13 protein-coding genes and 1 pseudogene are annotated in these 14443 nt (G+C 67.5%); 7 read left to right on the top strand and 7 right to left on the bottom strand.

Annotated elements, in window-relative coordinates:
- Window positions 1–12: 12 nt before the first annotated feature.
- On the bottom strand, window positions 13–1260 hold the full coding sequence (locus C5E41_RS22120) for an MFS transporter (protein ID WP_258081163.1): 1248 nt from the start codon (window positions 1258–1260) through the stop codon (window positions 13–15).
- A 65-nt stretch (window positions 1261–1325) separates the two neighbouring features.
- Between C5E41_RS22120 and C5E41_RS22115 the strand changes: the two genes are divergently transcribed.
- Window positions 1326–1994, top strand: coding sequence for a FadR/GntR family transcriptional regulator (locus C5E41_RS22115; RefSeq protein WP_104377767.1), 669 nt, complete (start codon window positions 1326–1328; stop codon window positions 1992–1994).
- Window positions 1995–2182: 188 nt separating this feature from the next.
- Window positions 2183–3649, top strand: coding sequence for an MFS transporter (locus tag C5E41_RS22110; protein ID WP_104377701.1), 1467 nt, complete (start codon window positions 2183–2185; stop codon window positions 3647–3649).
- A 56-nt stretch (window positions 3650–3705) separates the two neighbouring features.
- Here C5E41_RS22110 and C5E41_RS22105 read toward each other — a convergent pair whose 3' ends face one another.
- The 3 genes from C5E41_RS22105 to C5E41_RS22095 form a co-directional block, all read right to left on the bottom strand.
- Window positions 3706–4557, bottom strand: a complete 852-nt coding sequence (locus C5E41_RS22105; RefSeq protein WP_104377700.1) for a TIGR02569 family protein — start codon at window positions 4555–4557, stop codon at window positions 3706–3708.
- Window positions 4558–4631: 74 nt separating this feature from the next.
- Window positions 4632–5831 (bottom strand): adenylyltransferase/sulfurtransferase MoeZ, encoded by a 1200-nt coding sequence (gene moeZ, locus C5E41_RS22100; RefSeq protein WP_062963480.1) that lies wholly within the window; start codon window positions 5829–5831, stop codon window positions 4632–4634.
- 130 nt (window positions 5832–5961) lie between these two features.
- Window positions 5962–7026: a DUF3152 domain-containing protein gene (locus C5E41_RS22095; RefSeq protein WP_104377766.1), complete on the bottom strand. Its 1065-nt coding sequence runs from the start codon at window positions 7024–7026 to the stop codon at window positions 5962–5964.
- 341 nt (window positions 7027–7367) lie between these two features.
- Here C5E41_RS22095 and C5E41_RS22090 point away from each other — a divergent pair, with 341 nt between their 5' ends.
- Complete coding sequence (locus C5E41_RS22090) at window positions 7368–8030, top strand: TetR/AcrR family transcriptional regulator (RefSeq protein WP_104377699.1); 663 nt, start codon at window positions 7368–7370, stop codon at window positions 8028–8030.
- A 104-nt stretch (window positions 8031–8134) separates the two neighbouring features.
- Here C5E41_RS22090 and C5E41_RS22085 read toward each other — a convergent pair whose 3' ends face one another.
- The 3 genes and pseudogenes from C5E41_RS22085 to C5E41_RS22075 all read right to left on the bottom strand — a co-directional run.
- The gene (locus tag C5E41_RS22085) at window positions 8135–8362 is read right to left on the bottom strand and encodes a DUF3107 domain-containing protein (protein ID WP_104377698.1); all 228 of its coding nucleotides are present in this window, start codon (window positions 8360–8362) and stop codon (window positions 8135–8137) included.
- Between the two features lie 124 nt (window positions 8363–8486).
- Window positions 8487–9185, bottom strand: a complete 699-nt coding sequence (locus C5E41_RS22080) for a ferritin-like fold-containing protein (protein ID WP_104377697.1) — start codon at window positions 9183–9185, stop codon at window positions 8487–8489.
- Between the two features lie 243 nt (window positions 9186–9428).
- Window positions 9429–9551 (bottom strand): annotated as a pseudogene (locus C5E41_RS22075) (alpha/beta hydrolase); the annotation flags it as partial.
- Window positions 9552–10030: 479 nt separating this feature from the next.
- On the opposite strand from C5E41_RS22075, the gene C5E41_RS22070 reads away from it, so the two are divergent.
- Genes C5E41_RS22070 through C5E41_RS22055 form a run of 4 tightly spaced genes read left to right on the top strand, consistent with a single transcriptional unit; the run spans window position 10031 to window position 14182 of the window.
- The gene (locus C5E41_RS22070) at window positions 10031–11701 is read left to right on the top strand and encodes a DEAD/DEAH box helicase (RefSeq protein ID WP_104377765.1); all 1671 of its coding nucleotides are present in this window, start codon (window positions 10031–10033) and stop codon (window positions 11699–11701) included.
- Window positions 11702–11727: 26 nt separating this feature from the next.
- Complete coding sequence (locus tag C5E41_RS22065) at window positions 11728–12945, top strand: Rv3212 family protein (protein WP_104377696.1); 1218 nt, start codon at window positions 11728–11730, stop codon at window positions 12943–12945.
- 56 nt (window positions 12946–13001) lie between these two features.
- Window positions 13002–13706 carry an acid phosphatase gene (locus tag C5E41_RS22060; RefSeq protein WP_181063364.1) on the top strand — a complete coding sequence of 235 codons (705 nt, stop codon included), beginning with the start codon at window positions 13002–13004 and terminating at the stop codon, window positions 13704–13706.
- Complete coding sequence (locus C5E41_RS22055; protein WP_104377694.1) at window positions 13703–14182, top strand: GNAT family N-acetyltransferase; 480 nt, start codon at window positions 13703–13705, stop codon at window positions 14180–14182. Before C5E41_RS22060 ends, C5E41_RS22055 begins: the two co-directional genes overlap by 4 nt.
- The last annotated feature ends 261 nt before the right edge of the window (window positions 14183–14443 follow it).

The following is a 14443-nucleotide window of genomic DNA, read 5'->3' as shown; positions in this document are numbered from 1 at the left end:
TCGGGACGCCGATCAGTGCCAGGTGTCCTCGAGCATGCGCGGCTTGCACGCCTGCCAGGCGCCGGCCAGCAGCACCAGTACGGCAACCGCCAGCAGCGCGAAGGGCGCGCCCCACCCGCCGACCGCACTGTGCAGCACACCGAACAGCAGCGGACCCACACACGCGACGGTGTAGCCGATGCCTTGAGTGAAGCCGGACAGCGCGGCCGAACCGGCCTGGGTGCGGGTACGCAGATTGATCAGCGTGAGCGCCATCGGGAAGGTGCTCGGTCCCATGCCCAGCAGCAGCACCCACAGCCAGGGCGCGCCCATCGGGGCGATGAGCAGTCCGGCGAAGGAGGCGAAAAATGCGATGGCGCAGACGATCACGACCGGGAAGGGATTGCGGATCCGGGCGGTGAAGGAGGGGGCGGTCAGCGCGGCCGCCAAACCGATGAAGGAGAAGAAGGCGACCATCGTACCGCCGAAGGCCGCGTCGGCGCCCGCGTCGGCGAGGATCTTGGGCAGCCAGGTGAACATGGAATAGGTGATCAACGACGTCATACCGAACATCGCGGCCATCCCCCACGCCAGCGGCGAACGCCGGATGTTTCCGGCGCGCGCCGGCTGTTCGCCCGGCACCTCGGCCACCGCGGTGGTGTCCACGCGATCGCGGCCGCGCCGCTCGCGCAGCACACCCAGCCACGGCACCGCGGCCGCGAAACCGAGCAGCGCCCACAACCCGAGCGAGACCCGCCAGCCGGCCGCGTCCGCGACCGGGACGGCGATCAGCGCCGGCACCACGGTGCCGATCTGCACCATCGTGATGTACACCGAGCTCAGCACTGCCAGCCGATCGGCGAAATAGCGCTTGACCAGCGGCGGAATCACGACGTTGCCGATGCCCATTCCGGCCAGCGCCAGCGCGGACAGACTCAGCAGCTCCCAGGTGTGGGGCACCAGCGCCCGGGTGAGCTGCCCGGCCCCCGCCATGCACATGGCGACCAGTGCGGTGCGTTCCAGGCCCAGGCGGCGTACGAAGATCGGGGTGATCAATCCGGCCAGCGCGAACATGGCGGTCGGAATCATGCCGAAGACACCGACGATGGCCGTGGAATAGCCGATATCGGCGCCGATCCGCTCGGCGAGCGGGGTGAAGGCGGTGACCGCCACACGCAGCGTGAGCGCCGAGGCGACGATCGCGACCAGGACGAGAATCCGGCCCTCGGCCAGGCCGCGGCGCCGGGTTTCGGTAGTCGACTGCAGATTGGTAACCGTCACCGAGAAATCATAGGATGATTGGATGAAATCGGGCAACAAATGTGAGGAGGGGTACTCTATTGGCCGTGCAACCAGTCCGGCGCACCAGCCTCATCGCTCAAGTCACCGAACAGCTGCGCGCTGAAATCCGTTCGGGGCGTTGGCCGATCGGCTCCCGCATCCCCACCGAGCCGGAACTCACCGAATTGACCGGCACCGGCCGCAATACCGTGCGCGAAGCGGTTCAGGCGCTCGTGCACGCCGGCATGCTCGAACGCCGGCAGGGTTCGGGCACCTACGTCATCGCCGCGTCCGATCTGGGCGGCACCCTCACCAAGTACTTCGCCGACGCCGTCGAACGCGACGTCCTGGAACTGCGCCAGGCCCTGGATGTACAGGCCGCCCGGCTGGCCGCGCAGCGCCGCGACGACAACGACGTGCGGACCCTGCTGCGATTGCTCGACCGGCGCAGCCAGGTCTGGGATACCGACCCCACCGCGGCGGTCGACGCGGACGTGGCCCTGCACCGCGCCATCGTCGCGGCCAGCCACAACACCGTCTACCTCGAGTTCTACGATTCGCTGCTGCCCGTGATCGAGGACGTGATTCGTTCTCGCACAACCAAATACGGCAACAATTATCACGACGAACACGCCGACCTGGTCCACGCCGTGATCGATGGCGACTCCGATCGGGCCGCTCGCGCCGCCAACTGCTTCCTCGGCTCGCTCATCGCCGAATACCCCGAACGGTGACGGATTCCGCCGCCAGGTAAACGATTCGTCACCACGGTACCGATCGCGGGGTGAGCGAGTGTTGCTGCGAACGTCACGGAGCGTGAATCGGACGTAATTTCGCGTTCCTACCGTGGATACGACCGCCGGACCCGCACCTCAGGTCCCCGAGATGAGGGCGGTCGCACCCCTTCGAGAGGAACGCGCCGATGACTACCACCGACGCCGCGATATCGGCCCCCGCCGCTCCCGACTTCCACTATCGAGCTCGCGGCCGCTGGCTCGATCACTGGGAGCCCGACAACGAAACCTTCTGGGAGAACGGTGGAAGACGCACCGCCCGTAAGAATCTCGCCTTCTCGGTCTTCTCCGAGAATCTCGGATTCAGTATCTGGGTGCTGTGGGCCAGCGTGGTCACCGCCATGGGTTCGGCGGGCTTTCATTATCTGAGCGGCCCCGACGCCGTCGCCAATTCGCTGCTGCTCACCTCCACCCCCACACTCGTCGGCGCCGCGTTGCGCGTGCCCTACACCTTCGCCATCCCGAAATTCGGCGGCCGCGCGTTCACCGTATTCAGCGCGGGCATGTTGCTGCTACCGACGCTGGGACTGGTCTATTTTGTCAATCAGCCCGGCACGCCGTTCTGGGTGTTCATGGTGCTGGCCGCGCTCGCCGGCGTGGGTGGCGGCAATTTCTCCTCGTCGATGGCGAATATCAATTTCTTCTATCCCGAGGGAAAGAAGGGCGCCGCGCTCGGAATCAATGCCGCGGGCGGCAATATGGGCGTCGCGCAAACCCAGCTGCTGGTACCGCTGATCATCACCCTCGGCACCCATCTCATGGCCAAGGATCCGGCCGGTTACCGGTTCGGTATCACCCTTGCGGTGCTGGTGTGGATTCCGTTCATCCTCGTCGCCATGGTCGGCGCCCTGCGGTACATGGATTCGATCACCGGCGCGAAATCCGACGGCAGTTCCTATCGGCTGGCCCTGACCAATAGGCACACCTGGATCATGGCGGTGCTCTACATCGGCACCTTCGGATCGTTCATCGGCTTCTCGTTCGCCTTCCCCACCCTGCTCAAATCCACCTTCCCGGACCTGGCGAAGATCGGCTGGATGTCCACGATCGGCAACCTCGCCTTCCTCGGCGCCTTCGTCGGATCGCTGAGCCGGCCGTTCGGCGGCTGGATCGCGGACCGGTTCACCGGCGCCCGGATCACCGTCTTTGTCTTCGCCGGTATGGCCGGCGCCACCGCGCTGATCGTGGCCGCGCTCTCGGTGAAGAACTTCCCGCTGTATCTGATCTCGTTCCTGCTGCTGTTCGTGCTGTCGGGGATCGGCAACGGTTCCACCTATCGGATGATCCCCTCGATCTTCGGCGCCGAGGCCAAGCGCCGCGCCGCCGAACACGGCCAGGACCCGGCGACCGCGCTGGCCGCGGCCAAACGGCAGGCGGGTGCGGCGATCGGTGTGGTCGGCGCGGTGGGGGCGGCCGGCGGGTGGGTGCTGCAGCAGGCGCTGCGGGAATCCAACATCCACTTCGGCGGGATGGCACCGGCCTTCTGGGCCTACGCCGTCGCCTTCCTGGTGATGGGCGGGCTCACCTGGTGGTTCTATCTGCGCTCGTCGTTCGCCGTCGGGCGGATGCCGTCACTGGCCCACGCGGGCGTCTAGAGCCGCGGGCTCATAAGAACTGCGGGCTCGCCGGTCGCGTCCGATCGGCGAGCCTGCTAGAGCATCAGGCGAATCATGTCGGCGGTGTGCGCCAGCGGGGGAAACGCCTCCGCCGTCGACCGCGGATGCAGCGCGTGCACCGCGAGCCGGAACATGACCGCGCGCAACAACATCTGCGGCCACTCCGGCAGATCCGACCATCGCTCGAGCAGACCCGGGTCCGCACCGCCCCAGGAGAGCGCGTCGACCACGATCACCCCGGCCGCCCAGGACGCGGGCCTCCAGTACGGGGTGATGTCGGTGAGTCCCGGGGCCTGGCCGTTCGCGAACAACACCGTGCCGAACAGATCGCCGTGCACCAGCTGCGACGGGATCTGCACCGGTTTACGCAGCGTCGCCAGTTGCGCCAGCATATCGATGCTGTGGCGGCCGTCCGGCGTGGTCACCGGCAGCATGCCGCCGGCCTTCAGGCTGCGCAGCGGCACCGACTCCCAAGCGGCCCGGTCCGCGGCGACGAACACGTCCACATCCACCCACGGCGCGATCGGCTGCTGGACCAGAAAGCGCGGGCGCTCCAGCCGCGCGGTGGCGTAATGCAGGCGCAGCGATACCGAGACCACCTCGTCGTGGCGCGGCTCCGGGGTTCCGTCCATATAGGTATCGGCGCGCCAGCCGGACACCACGTAGCGGCCGTCGGTGGCACGCACCGGCCGCGCCAGCCGCACCCCGTCCACCTGCAGTGTTTCCCGGACCTTCGCCGACCACGCCGCTCGGGCGTGGTCGGCCACCGGGCTGAGCACCACCTCTCCGCACCGCCACCCACCGTCCCAGTCGCCCAGCGCGACCGGGGACACTTCGCGCAGCCCGAAGGTGGCCCGCACATGCTCCGGAGGTTCGACAGATGTCACGGCCGTACCGTAACCCCGGGAACTTGTCCACTCGGGACGCCGCGCCGGAGGTCAGGGCACGGAAACGACCACCGTCAGTAGACGGGCAGGCTCGGGTCGACCTGGTTGGCCCAGGCCACGATTCCGCCCTGGAGGTGGGTCGCGTCGGAGAATCCGGCCCGCTTCAAGGCAGCCAGTGCCTCCGCGGAGCGGATGCCGGTCTTGCAGTGCAGCACGATCGGTGTGTTCTGCGGGAGTTCGGCGAGGGCCTCGCCGGACAAGATGCGGTCCTTGGGAATCAGGGTCGCGCCGTCGATGCGAACGATGTCCCACTCCACCGGTTCGCGGACGTCGATGATGGCGACGTCCTTGCCCGCGTCGAGCATGTCCTTGAGCTCGCGCGCGGTGACCGTGGAACCCACCGCGGCGGCCTGGCCCTCTTCGGAGACCACACCGCAGAACGCCTCGTAGTCGATGAGCTCGGTGATGGGCTGACGCTCGGGATCGCGCCGCAGCTTGATCGTGCGGTAGTTCATATCCAGTGCGTCGTAGACCATCAGCCGGCCGAGCAGAGTCTCCCCGATGCCGGTGATCAGCTTGATGGCCTCGGTGACCATGATCGAACCGATCGACGCGCACAACACACCCAGCACACCGCCCTCGGCGCAGGACGGGACCATGCCCGGCGGCGGCGCCTCGGGGTACAGGTCGCGGTAGTTGATGCCGCGCTTCTCACCGTTGGGGCCGTCGGGAGCGTCCTCCCAGAACACCGACACCTGGCCCTCGAACCGGTAGATCGACCCCCACACATACGGCTTACCGGCCAGCACGGCGGCGTCATTGACCAGATAGCGGGTGGCGAAGTTGTCGGTGCCGTCGACGATCAGGTCGTACTGTGCGAACAGGTCGACCGCGTTCTCCGGCTCCAGGCGGATCTTGTGCAGCACCACCTCGACGCCGGAATTGATCTCCAGAATCGAATCGCGCGCACTGTCGGCCTTGCTGCGGCCGATATCGGATTCGCCGTGGATGATCTGCCGCTGCAGATTCGACGCGTCCACCTCGTCGAACTCCACGATGCCGAGCGTGCCGACACCGGCGGCGGCCAGATACAGCAGCGCCGGCGAGCCCAGACCGCCCGCACCGATCACCAGCACCTTGGCATTCTTCAGGCGTTTCTGCCCGTCCATCCCGACATCGGGAATGATCAGATGCCGGCTGTAGCGGGCGACCTCATCCCTGGTCAGCTCCGCGGCCGGTTCGACCAGTGGCGGCAGGGACTGTGGTGATGACACGTCGCAGACTCCTCGAATCGAATTCGCCGATAGGGCTGATCGGTGCAACGCGGCGAATCGGGCCGTTCTTCCCCACCATCGTGCCGCATCCGTCACCGTCGGGTCCGGGTGGGTGAGCGGTACCGGCGAATCAGCCCCGCGGATACGGCCAGGGATTGAACCGGCATTTCTTGCCGTCCATCGGCACCACGCCCTGCGGGTCCAGGGTCGCGATGTCGTTGTTGCGGGTGCCGAAGGTCTGCTGCATCATCACCGGCGCCAACCCGCCGTCGATCTCACACGGCTGATGTTCGTGGTAACCGATGGCGTGACCGACCTCGTGATTGATTTGATACTGGCGATAGGAGCCGATATCGCCCTCGAAGGCGGTGGCGCCGCGCACCCAGCGCACCTCGGAGAGAACCACGCGGCCGAGATCGGAGTTGTAGCAGGAGGAGTCGATCGGAATTTCGAAACCGCAGACCGATTTGGTGGTCTGCCGGGAGGTCAGCGAAACCCGGAAATCCGGTTCGCCGTTGTCGATCCGGCGGAAGCCGAAGCGCGGATCGTGGGTCCAGCTCTTCGGGTTGGCCAAGGTCGCCTCCACCATCTTGGCCACCGAATCGTCCCCGCCGAGCGAGGTGGTGTCGACTCCGTTCTCGACCTCGACGGTGTAGGTGAACAGATGTGCCTGACCGGCCCCGGCCTGCGCCGATGCGCCGGGAACGATATGCCAGGTGCCCGCCGCGGTCTCCGTGAACGCCCCACCCGCGGGCAGCGCGCCGGAGGGCGGATCGCCGGCGAATTTGCCGTCGCCCTTGGGGGGTGCGCCGATGATGCCGGCCTTGCTGGTGTGCTGGCTGAGCCGGCCCAGAGCGGGAGTGGAACCGCCGGAGGTATCGGTACCCCCCTTGACGGCGTCCACGATCACCAGCACGGTGATGATCACCAGTACCGGAAGTGCGTAGGCCCGCCAGCCGTAGGTGGAAACGAACCGCCCCAGCGCACTCTGCTTCTTCGTATCCCGTTCCGGCCGTGGCCGATTCGCCGCGTCGTGGGCACCGGTCGGATCCCATTTCGCGCGCAGCGGTTGATGGGAACGATCGCCGTGGCCGTTGCCGGAATACAGGCCGAGCGGATCGTAGAATTCGGAGCTTTCCGTAGGTTGCTGCCGGTCACGCCGACCGGGGGAGGCCGATCCCGCGCGCGCGGCCAGAACACCTGCGGGGCGAGGCGAATCGGGCCCGCCGGTCGTTTCGCCCCGTTGTTCGCTCACCCGAACAGATTCTCACAGGCCGTTCGGCGACACCTACATACCTGCCGTTGACCGGCCCCGGTTGCGAGAAATCTCACCACTGTGCGAGATTTCTCACGGCGGCCAGTTACTGACAAGTTGCCAATAGGTGTGGAAGGTTATTCGAATACCACAACGACAGGAACGGGACGGCTTCCCAGCCAGTGCACCCGACCCCCAGCGGGCTGCATCACGAACGAGTATCGTTCGTGGAATACCGTGCACATCCACGTTCCCGCCGGGAATCGACTGGGAGAATCGAAATGACTGAGCTCGTGGACCGGATGACGTCCTCGCGACTGTCGTCCGAGGCCATGGCACCGAGCAAGCGCGGAACTCGCCTACCCCGGGAGGCCCGCCGTGCCCAGCTGCTCGCCGCGGCCAGCGAGGTCTTCGTGCTGCGCGGCTACCACGCCGCCGGCATGGACGAGATCTCGCAATGCGCCGGCGTCTCCAAACCCGTTCTGTACCAGCACTTTTCGAGTAAGCTCGAACTCTATCTGGCGGTCCTGCAGAACTATATCGACGCATTGGTGTCGAGTGTCCGCCAGGCGCTACGGTCGACCACCGACAACCGGCAGCGCGTCCGGGCCGCCGTCGCGGCGTACTTCGACTTCGTCGACCACGAAACCCAGGGTTTCCGACTGGTTTTCGAATCCGACCTGACCAGCGAGCCGCAGGTGCAGCGACGCGTCGAACAGGCCACCGAGGCCTGCGTGGACGCCGTCTTCGACCTCGTCGCCCACGATTCCGGACTGGACCCCTACCGTGCCCGCATTCTGGCCGTGGGACTGGTGGGCGCCAGCCAGATCACCGCGCGCTACTGGCTCGAGGCGGACCGCCCGATCCCGAAGGAAGAGGCCGTCGACACCACCGTCCAGCTCTGCTGGGGCGGTCTGTCCCGCGTGCCGCTCTCCCAGCGCTGAGAGCGCACACACCCGAAACGACGAGAAGGCCCGGATCCGCCACCGCGGATCCGGGCCTTTCGAGTTCGATACAGCGGCGACGAGTTCCCCTCGCCGCAGGAGGATCACACCGCGGCGAAACCCACGCGGCCGCTGGTGGAGGTGCCGATTTCGACGTAGGCCACCTTCGCGGCCTGGATCAGGTACCGACGGCCCTTCTCGTCCTCGAGGGTCAGCACACCGCCCGAACCGCTCAGCGCGCCGGATACCAGCGCCTCGACCTCCTCCGGGGTCTGCGAGCTGGCGATCACCAGTTCCCGCGGGCTATCCGAAATGCCGATCTTGACCTCCACGGCCAACCTCCTAGAGTCCAGATGGTGTCGCTGCCCAGGCTAGTGCAGCGAACGGGTCGGAGACGATGCGCCTGCCTGTGCTGTCAGCGAACAGCGGCCGGTCCCGACGGCCGTCGCGAGCGGCTCATCCCAGGCTCAGCACCCGCATCCGCTCGGCATGCGAATCCTGCATCCGTTCGAACAGCGCCGCCACCCCGTTGAGGTCGCCGGTGGCGGTGAGCACCAGTTCGGTCAGCTCGTCGCGCTGCGCCATCACGTACTGCGCCTGGGTGATGGCCTCGCCGAGCAGCCGGCGGCCCCACAGCGTGAGCCGGTCGCGCTCGGAGCGGCTGACGGTGACGGCCCGGCGCACCTCCTCGATGACGAATTCCGAGTGGTGAGTTTCGGCCAGCACATCGCGCACGACCGCGGCCACCTCCGGCGCCAGCGCATCGGCCAGCACCGCGTAGAAGTCGGCGGCGATACCGTCGCCGACATAGAACTTGACCATCGACTCGAGCCAGTTCGAGGGATCGGTCGAGGCGTGATAGGCGTCCAGGGCCCGCACGAACGGCGCCATCGCGTCGAAGACGTCGACGCCGCGTTCCTGCAGCGCCCGCTCGAGCGTGTCGAAATGCTCCATCTCGGCGGCGGCCATCTTCGCCACCGCCACCTTGCCCCGCAGCGTGGGCGATAATTTCGCCTCTTCCGCCAGGCGGTAGAACGCGGAGATCTCACCGTAGGCGAGAACCGCGAACAGATCGGTGACACCGAGATGGTCGGCGGGGATTCGATCATCGGATTCGGTCGAAACACCCAGCGCGCCAGATGTGTTTGCACCCATGGCCACCACCCTAATGGGTCGGCGCCCGGAGGGGGCGGCGGCGCGGCACCGAAAAGAGTGCCCCCGCCGGCCTCGCTTCACACCAGCATGTCCGAACCGGCGGATGGCCGTTGTCGATGGCCGTTGTCGATGGCCGTTGTCGATGGCCGTTGTCACTGAGTCGCCGGATCATGCCTGGTCGCCCAGAAATTTCTCCAGATAGCTCCACGTGGTGTCGCGGGCGATCAGGATGCCCAGATGGCTGCCGTTCACACGGTTGTAGTCCAGCGGTGTGCCGACGGCGGTCACGGAGCGAATCGGCAAGGCCGCGTCGGCCGCGGCGGTCAGCAGTGACAGCACGCCACCGAGGGACCAACCGACCAGATCGACGGGAGCCCGTCGCGATCGGCCGAGACGCGGCGCACCGCCTCGCACCCCGGGGACGGAAGCGGACATATCGAACCCGCGGCACGTCCGCACCTACTTCCGCGAAATCGCCGATCCCATCGGCCGCGCAATTTCGCCGGTCACGACGAATTACCATGTGCCGCAGACAGACCGGACACCGAGCAGCCGCCCACGATAGCGGGGAGCGGGGCGAAGAAAGCTATCACGCTACAATCTCTATGGGCAACGGAAATTTTCGCTCGCACCGCCATATCCCGGTCGGCATATCGGGACCGGTGGTCGAGGCAGTGCGACAAGGGGTAACCGAAGCCCACCGAAAATGTGCGCGCACCAGATCCGCGACCCCTTTGCGCCGCGCCCGGACAGCGATCCGGGTGGCGAGAGTGCAGGTGGAACCCGCCGGAAACGTGGTGGCCCGGGAATCCGGTCCCAATCCACCCTCGTGCGCGCTGGATGCGATCAACACGAGGAAGGCACGAATCCTGAGCAAGATCACCGTCGAACAAGAACCCGGGTTGGCGGACACGCTGCTGACAGCGGAACTCGACCCCACTCACACCACTCCGACATTCGCCGAACTGGGCGTTCGCCCCGAAATCGTGCGCGCTCTCGGCGAGATCGGAATCGAACACACATTCGCCATCCAGGAGTTGACCCTCCCCCTCGCGCTGGCCGGTGACGATCTGATCGGGCAGGCCCGCACCGGTATGGGCAAGACCTTCGGATTCGGCGTACCGCTGCTGCACCGAATTTCCACCGCCGATTCCGGCACCACGGCATTGGACGGCACTCCCCGCGCGCTGGTCATCGTGCCGACGCGGGAACTGTGCATTCAGGTCACCCAGGATCTTGAAAACGCCGGTAAATACCTGAGCAATCAGCAGGGACGCCTGCGCGTCACCTCGATCTACGGCGGCCGCCCCTACGACGCGCAGATCGCCGCGCTGCGCGAAGGGGTCGACGTCGTCGTCGGCACACCCGGCCGTCTGCTGGATCTGGCCGAACAGCAGCATCTGATCCTGGGCAAGGTCGGCGTCCTGGTGCTCGACGAGGCCGACGAAATGCTCGACCTGGGCTTCCTGCCCGATATCGAGCGCATTCTGTCGATGGTTCCCGAACAGCGTCAGACGATGCTGTTCTCGGCGACCATGCCGGGCCCGATCATCACGCTGGCCCGCACGTTCCTGCACAAGCCCACGCATATCCGGGCCGAGGAACCCTCCGATTCCGCGGTGCACGATCGCACCGCGCAATTCGTCTACCGCGCCCACGCGCTGGACAAGAGCGAATTGATCGCGCGGATTCTGCAGGCCGAGGGGCGCGGCGCGACCATGATCTTCACCCGCACCAAGCGCACCGCCCAGAAGGTCGCCGACGATCTGGCCGACCGCGGTTTCGCGGTCGGCGCGGTACACGGCGATCTGGGCCAGATCGCGCGCGAGAAGGCGCTGGACAAATTCCGCAAGGGCAAGATCGACGTGCTGGTCGCGACCGATGTCGCCGCCCGCGGTATCGATATCGACGACGTCACCCACGTCGTCAACTACCAGTGCCCGGAGGACGAGAAGACCTACGTGCACCGTATCGGCCGCACCGGCCGGGCCGGGCGCACCGGTGTCGCGGTCACCCTCGTCGACTGGGACGAGTTGCATCGCTGGGAGAGCATCGATTCCGCGCTGGGCCTGGGCATTCCCGAGCCGGTGGAAACCTACTCACGTTCCGAGCATCTGCGCAGCGATCTCGGCATTCCGGAGAACGCGACCGGAACCGTGCGGCGCGCACCCGCGCGCGAACCGGATGCGGTCGTGGTGGAGCGGGAGGAACGCCAGCCGCGCAAGCGCAACCGCCGCCGCACCCGCGGTGGTAAGGCGGTCGACGCCCCCGAGGGCGCCACGGCCGAGTCGACCGAGTCCGCGACGGACACCGCGGAAAGCACTGCGGAGCAATCGGTTCCGGCCGAACAGCCCGCGGGCGAAACGGCGGAGGGTGACAAGCCGGCGCGGCGTCGTCGCCGCCGGCGCCGCAAGCCCGCCGCGGAGGGCGGCGACACCACCACCGGCGGCGACGCCTCGGCAGCCGAGTCCGGTAGTGCGGCAACGGGTGGCGATCAGACTGCCGCATCGGCCTAGTCGCCGGATCGGTTAGTCTCGCTGACGTGCTCGCACCCGAGCGGCGGACGCGCGCCGACCTCTATGCCGCAGTCGCGATCGCCGTTGTCGTGGCGATCGCGGCCACTGTGGTGTGGGTGACGAGCGATGCCCGCGGCACCGAATCCGATCCCGCGGCGCATCCGGCCTCGGTGGCACCGGCGGCCGATCGGCTGCCGGACGCCCTCACCGAACGGTGGCAGGCGTCCGACGGCGCCGCCGCGCGGGCGCTGACCTCGAGCGGCGTCGCGATCACTGGCGACGGCGGCACCGTCCGCGGCCTCGATCCGGCCACCGGGCGAGAACTCTGGAAGTATCAGCGCGATCTGCCCCTGTGCGCGCTGGAGAGCCAGTTCGCCACCGTGATCGCCACCTATCGCGATCCGCGCGGGTGCAGCCAGACCACGATGCTCGGCGCCGAGGACGGGCGCCGGCGCACCGCGCGCAGCAGCTATATGGACTCGCAGGTCCGGCTGTCCACCGACGGCACCTACGTGCTGGCGCAGGGGCCACGCCGGCTGGAGGTGTGGCGTTCGGATCTGGTCCGCACGCTCGAATACGGCTACGTCGACGCGCAGGTGAACCCGCACACGCAACCCCGGCACGACTGCACGCTGCTGTCGGCGGCCTCGGGTGGCAGCCGCCTGGCCGTGCTGGAACGCTGCCCCGACGACGCCGCGGACCGGCTGACGGTGCTGAATCCGGCGCCGAAGGACGCCTCCGCCCCGGAGGAGTACGGCTCGCATGTCTTGACCGGGCCCGGCGCGGCGGCCGGCAACGCCCGGGTGGTCGCGGTCGCGGACAACCGGATCGCCCTGTATCTTCCCGGAACCGATGCCGCCCCACCGGAATTCGCGATCTACGATGCCAACGCGAATTCGCTTGCGGTGCACCGGCTCTCCGCGCCGATCGCTGACAACAGCACGGTGACCAGGCTCGGCTCGGCGTATTTCGTGTTCACCGGCAACAGCGTGATCGCGTTGAGCGCGAGCACCTTCGAGCCGCTGTGGACCGCACCGGACGCCTTGGGCACGCCGGCGATGATGGCGGGCGACGTCCTGGTGCCGGTGGCCGACGGCATCGCGGCCCTCGATCCCGGCAGCGGCGCCCCGCAGAAGCGGATCCCGTTGCGGCGCAGCGACTACCACGGGGAGCCGATCTCACTGGCCGTGAGCGGGCCGGTGGTGCTGGAGTTGCGGGGCGGCCGGCTCTACGGAACCAGCTGAGCCCTCGCGTCGATCCGTCCGGCCGGTCGGTCCCGCGGTGCGGCATGATCGGGATCATGAGTGCATCGGACAGGGATTATCGGCTGGTGCTGCTGCGGCACGGCGAGACCGCGTGGTCGGCGGCACGCAAACACACCGGGCGCACCGATGTCGCGCTCACCGAACACGGCGAGGCGCAGGCGCGAGCAGCCGGAAAGGTCCTCGCGGGTCTCGACCTGAGCGATCCGCTGGTACTGACCAGCCCGAAGAAGCGTGCCGTGCACAGCGCCGAACTGGCCGGCCTGCCCGATCCGCGGATCGACGACGAACTGGTGGAATGGGACTACGGCGACTACGAGGGCCTGACCACCCCGCAGATCCGCGAAACCGCCCCCGGCTGGACCGTCTTCACCGGCGACGTACCGGGTGGCGAATCCGTCGACGCGGTCGGCGAGCGGGCCGACCGGGTGCTGGAAACGGTGGCGCCCGCGCTGAGCACCCGCGATGTGGTGCTGGTCGGGCACGGACATTTCTCCCGGGTGCTGATCGCGCGCTGGGCGGGCTTCCCGGCCCGGGAGGGGCGGCGATTCTTCCTGTCCACCGCCGCGATCAGCGTGCTCGGCCACGATCACCAGGCCGCCACGATTTTGGCGCACAATATCGTGCCGCCCGAGGCGAGCCGAGAATCCAGCCCCGAGGCGAGCCGAGCATCCAGCCCCGAGGCGAGCCGAGAATCCAGCCCCGAGGCGAGCCGAGCATCCAGCCCCGAGGCGAGCCGATGATCCGCCGCGCCACGCCCGAGGATGTGCCCGCCCTCGTCGAACTGGTCTACGACCTCGCCGAATACGAGAAGGCGCGCGAACAGTGCGCGCTGACGGCCGAGGACCTGCACGCCGCTCTGTTCGGTCCGGCACCGGCGGTGTTCGCCCACGTCGCGACCGTCGATGCGCGGGTCGCCGGATGCGCGATCTGGTTCCTGAACTATTCGACCTGGACCGGTAAGCACGGCATCTACCTGGAAGATCTCTACGTCCGGCCGGAGGCGCGTGGTCGTGGCCTGGGCAAGGCGCTGCTCGCCGAGCTGGCCCGCGCGGCCGTGGCCAACGGATACACCCGAGTGGATTGGTCGGTGCTGGACTGGAATACGCCCTCGATCGAGTTCTACCGCGCGCTGGGCGCGGTGGCGCAGGACGAGTGGACCGGGTTCCGGCTCGCGGGTGACGCGCTGGCGTTGCTCGCCGATTCCGGAGATTCCTGAGAATTCTTTCTCGCCGGTGTCGATTCCACGGCGGGGTGCGCGTCGAAGAGTTGAATGGCTCGAAAGGCGGGCCACCTACCCCAGACACCTACACACTTAGCCTCGATCCACCGACGGGCGTGCGCCCTGTCGGTGTGCCGTGAATGAGAAAGTGCCCTTCGAGCTGGGATGATCACTGTTGTCTAGGCAATGATCGGTCCGGTTCAGAAGGACACTTCGGGTGCAAGTTTCGCATAGGTTCGCTGCGGAGTCGGCGGTGTT

Origin of the sequence: Nocardia nova, assembly GCF_002933465.1 — a bacterium.
GTDB classification, from domain to species: domain Bacteria; phylum Actinomycetota; class Actinomycetes; order Mycobacteriales; family Mycobacteriaceae; genus Nocardia; species Nocardia nova_B.
This window is presented reverse-complemented; position numbering and strand designations above follow the sequence as displayed.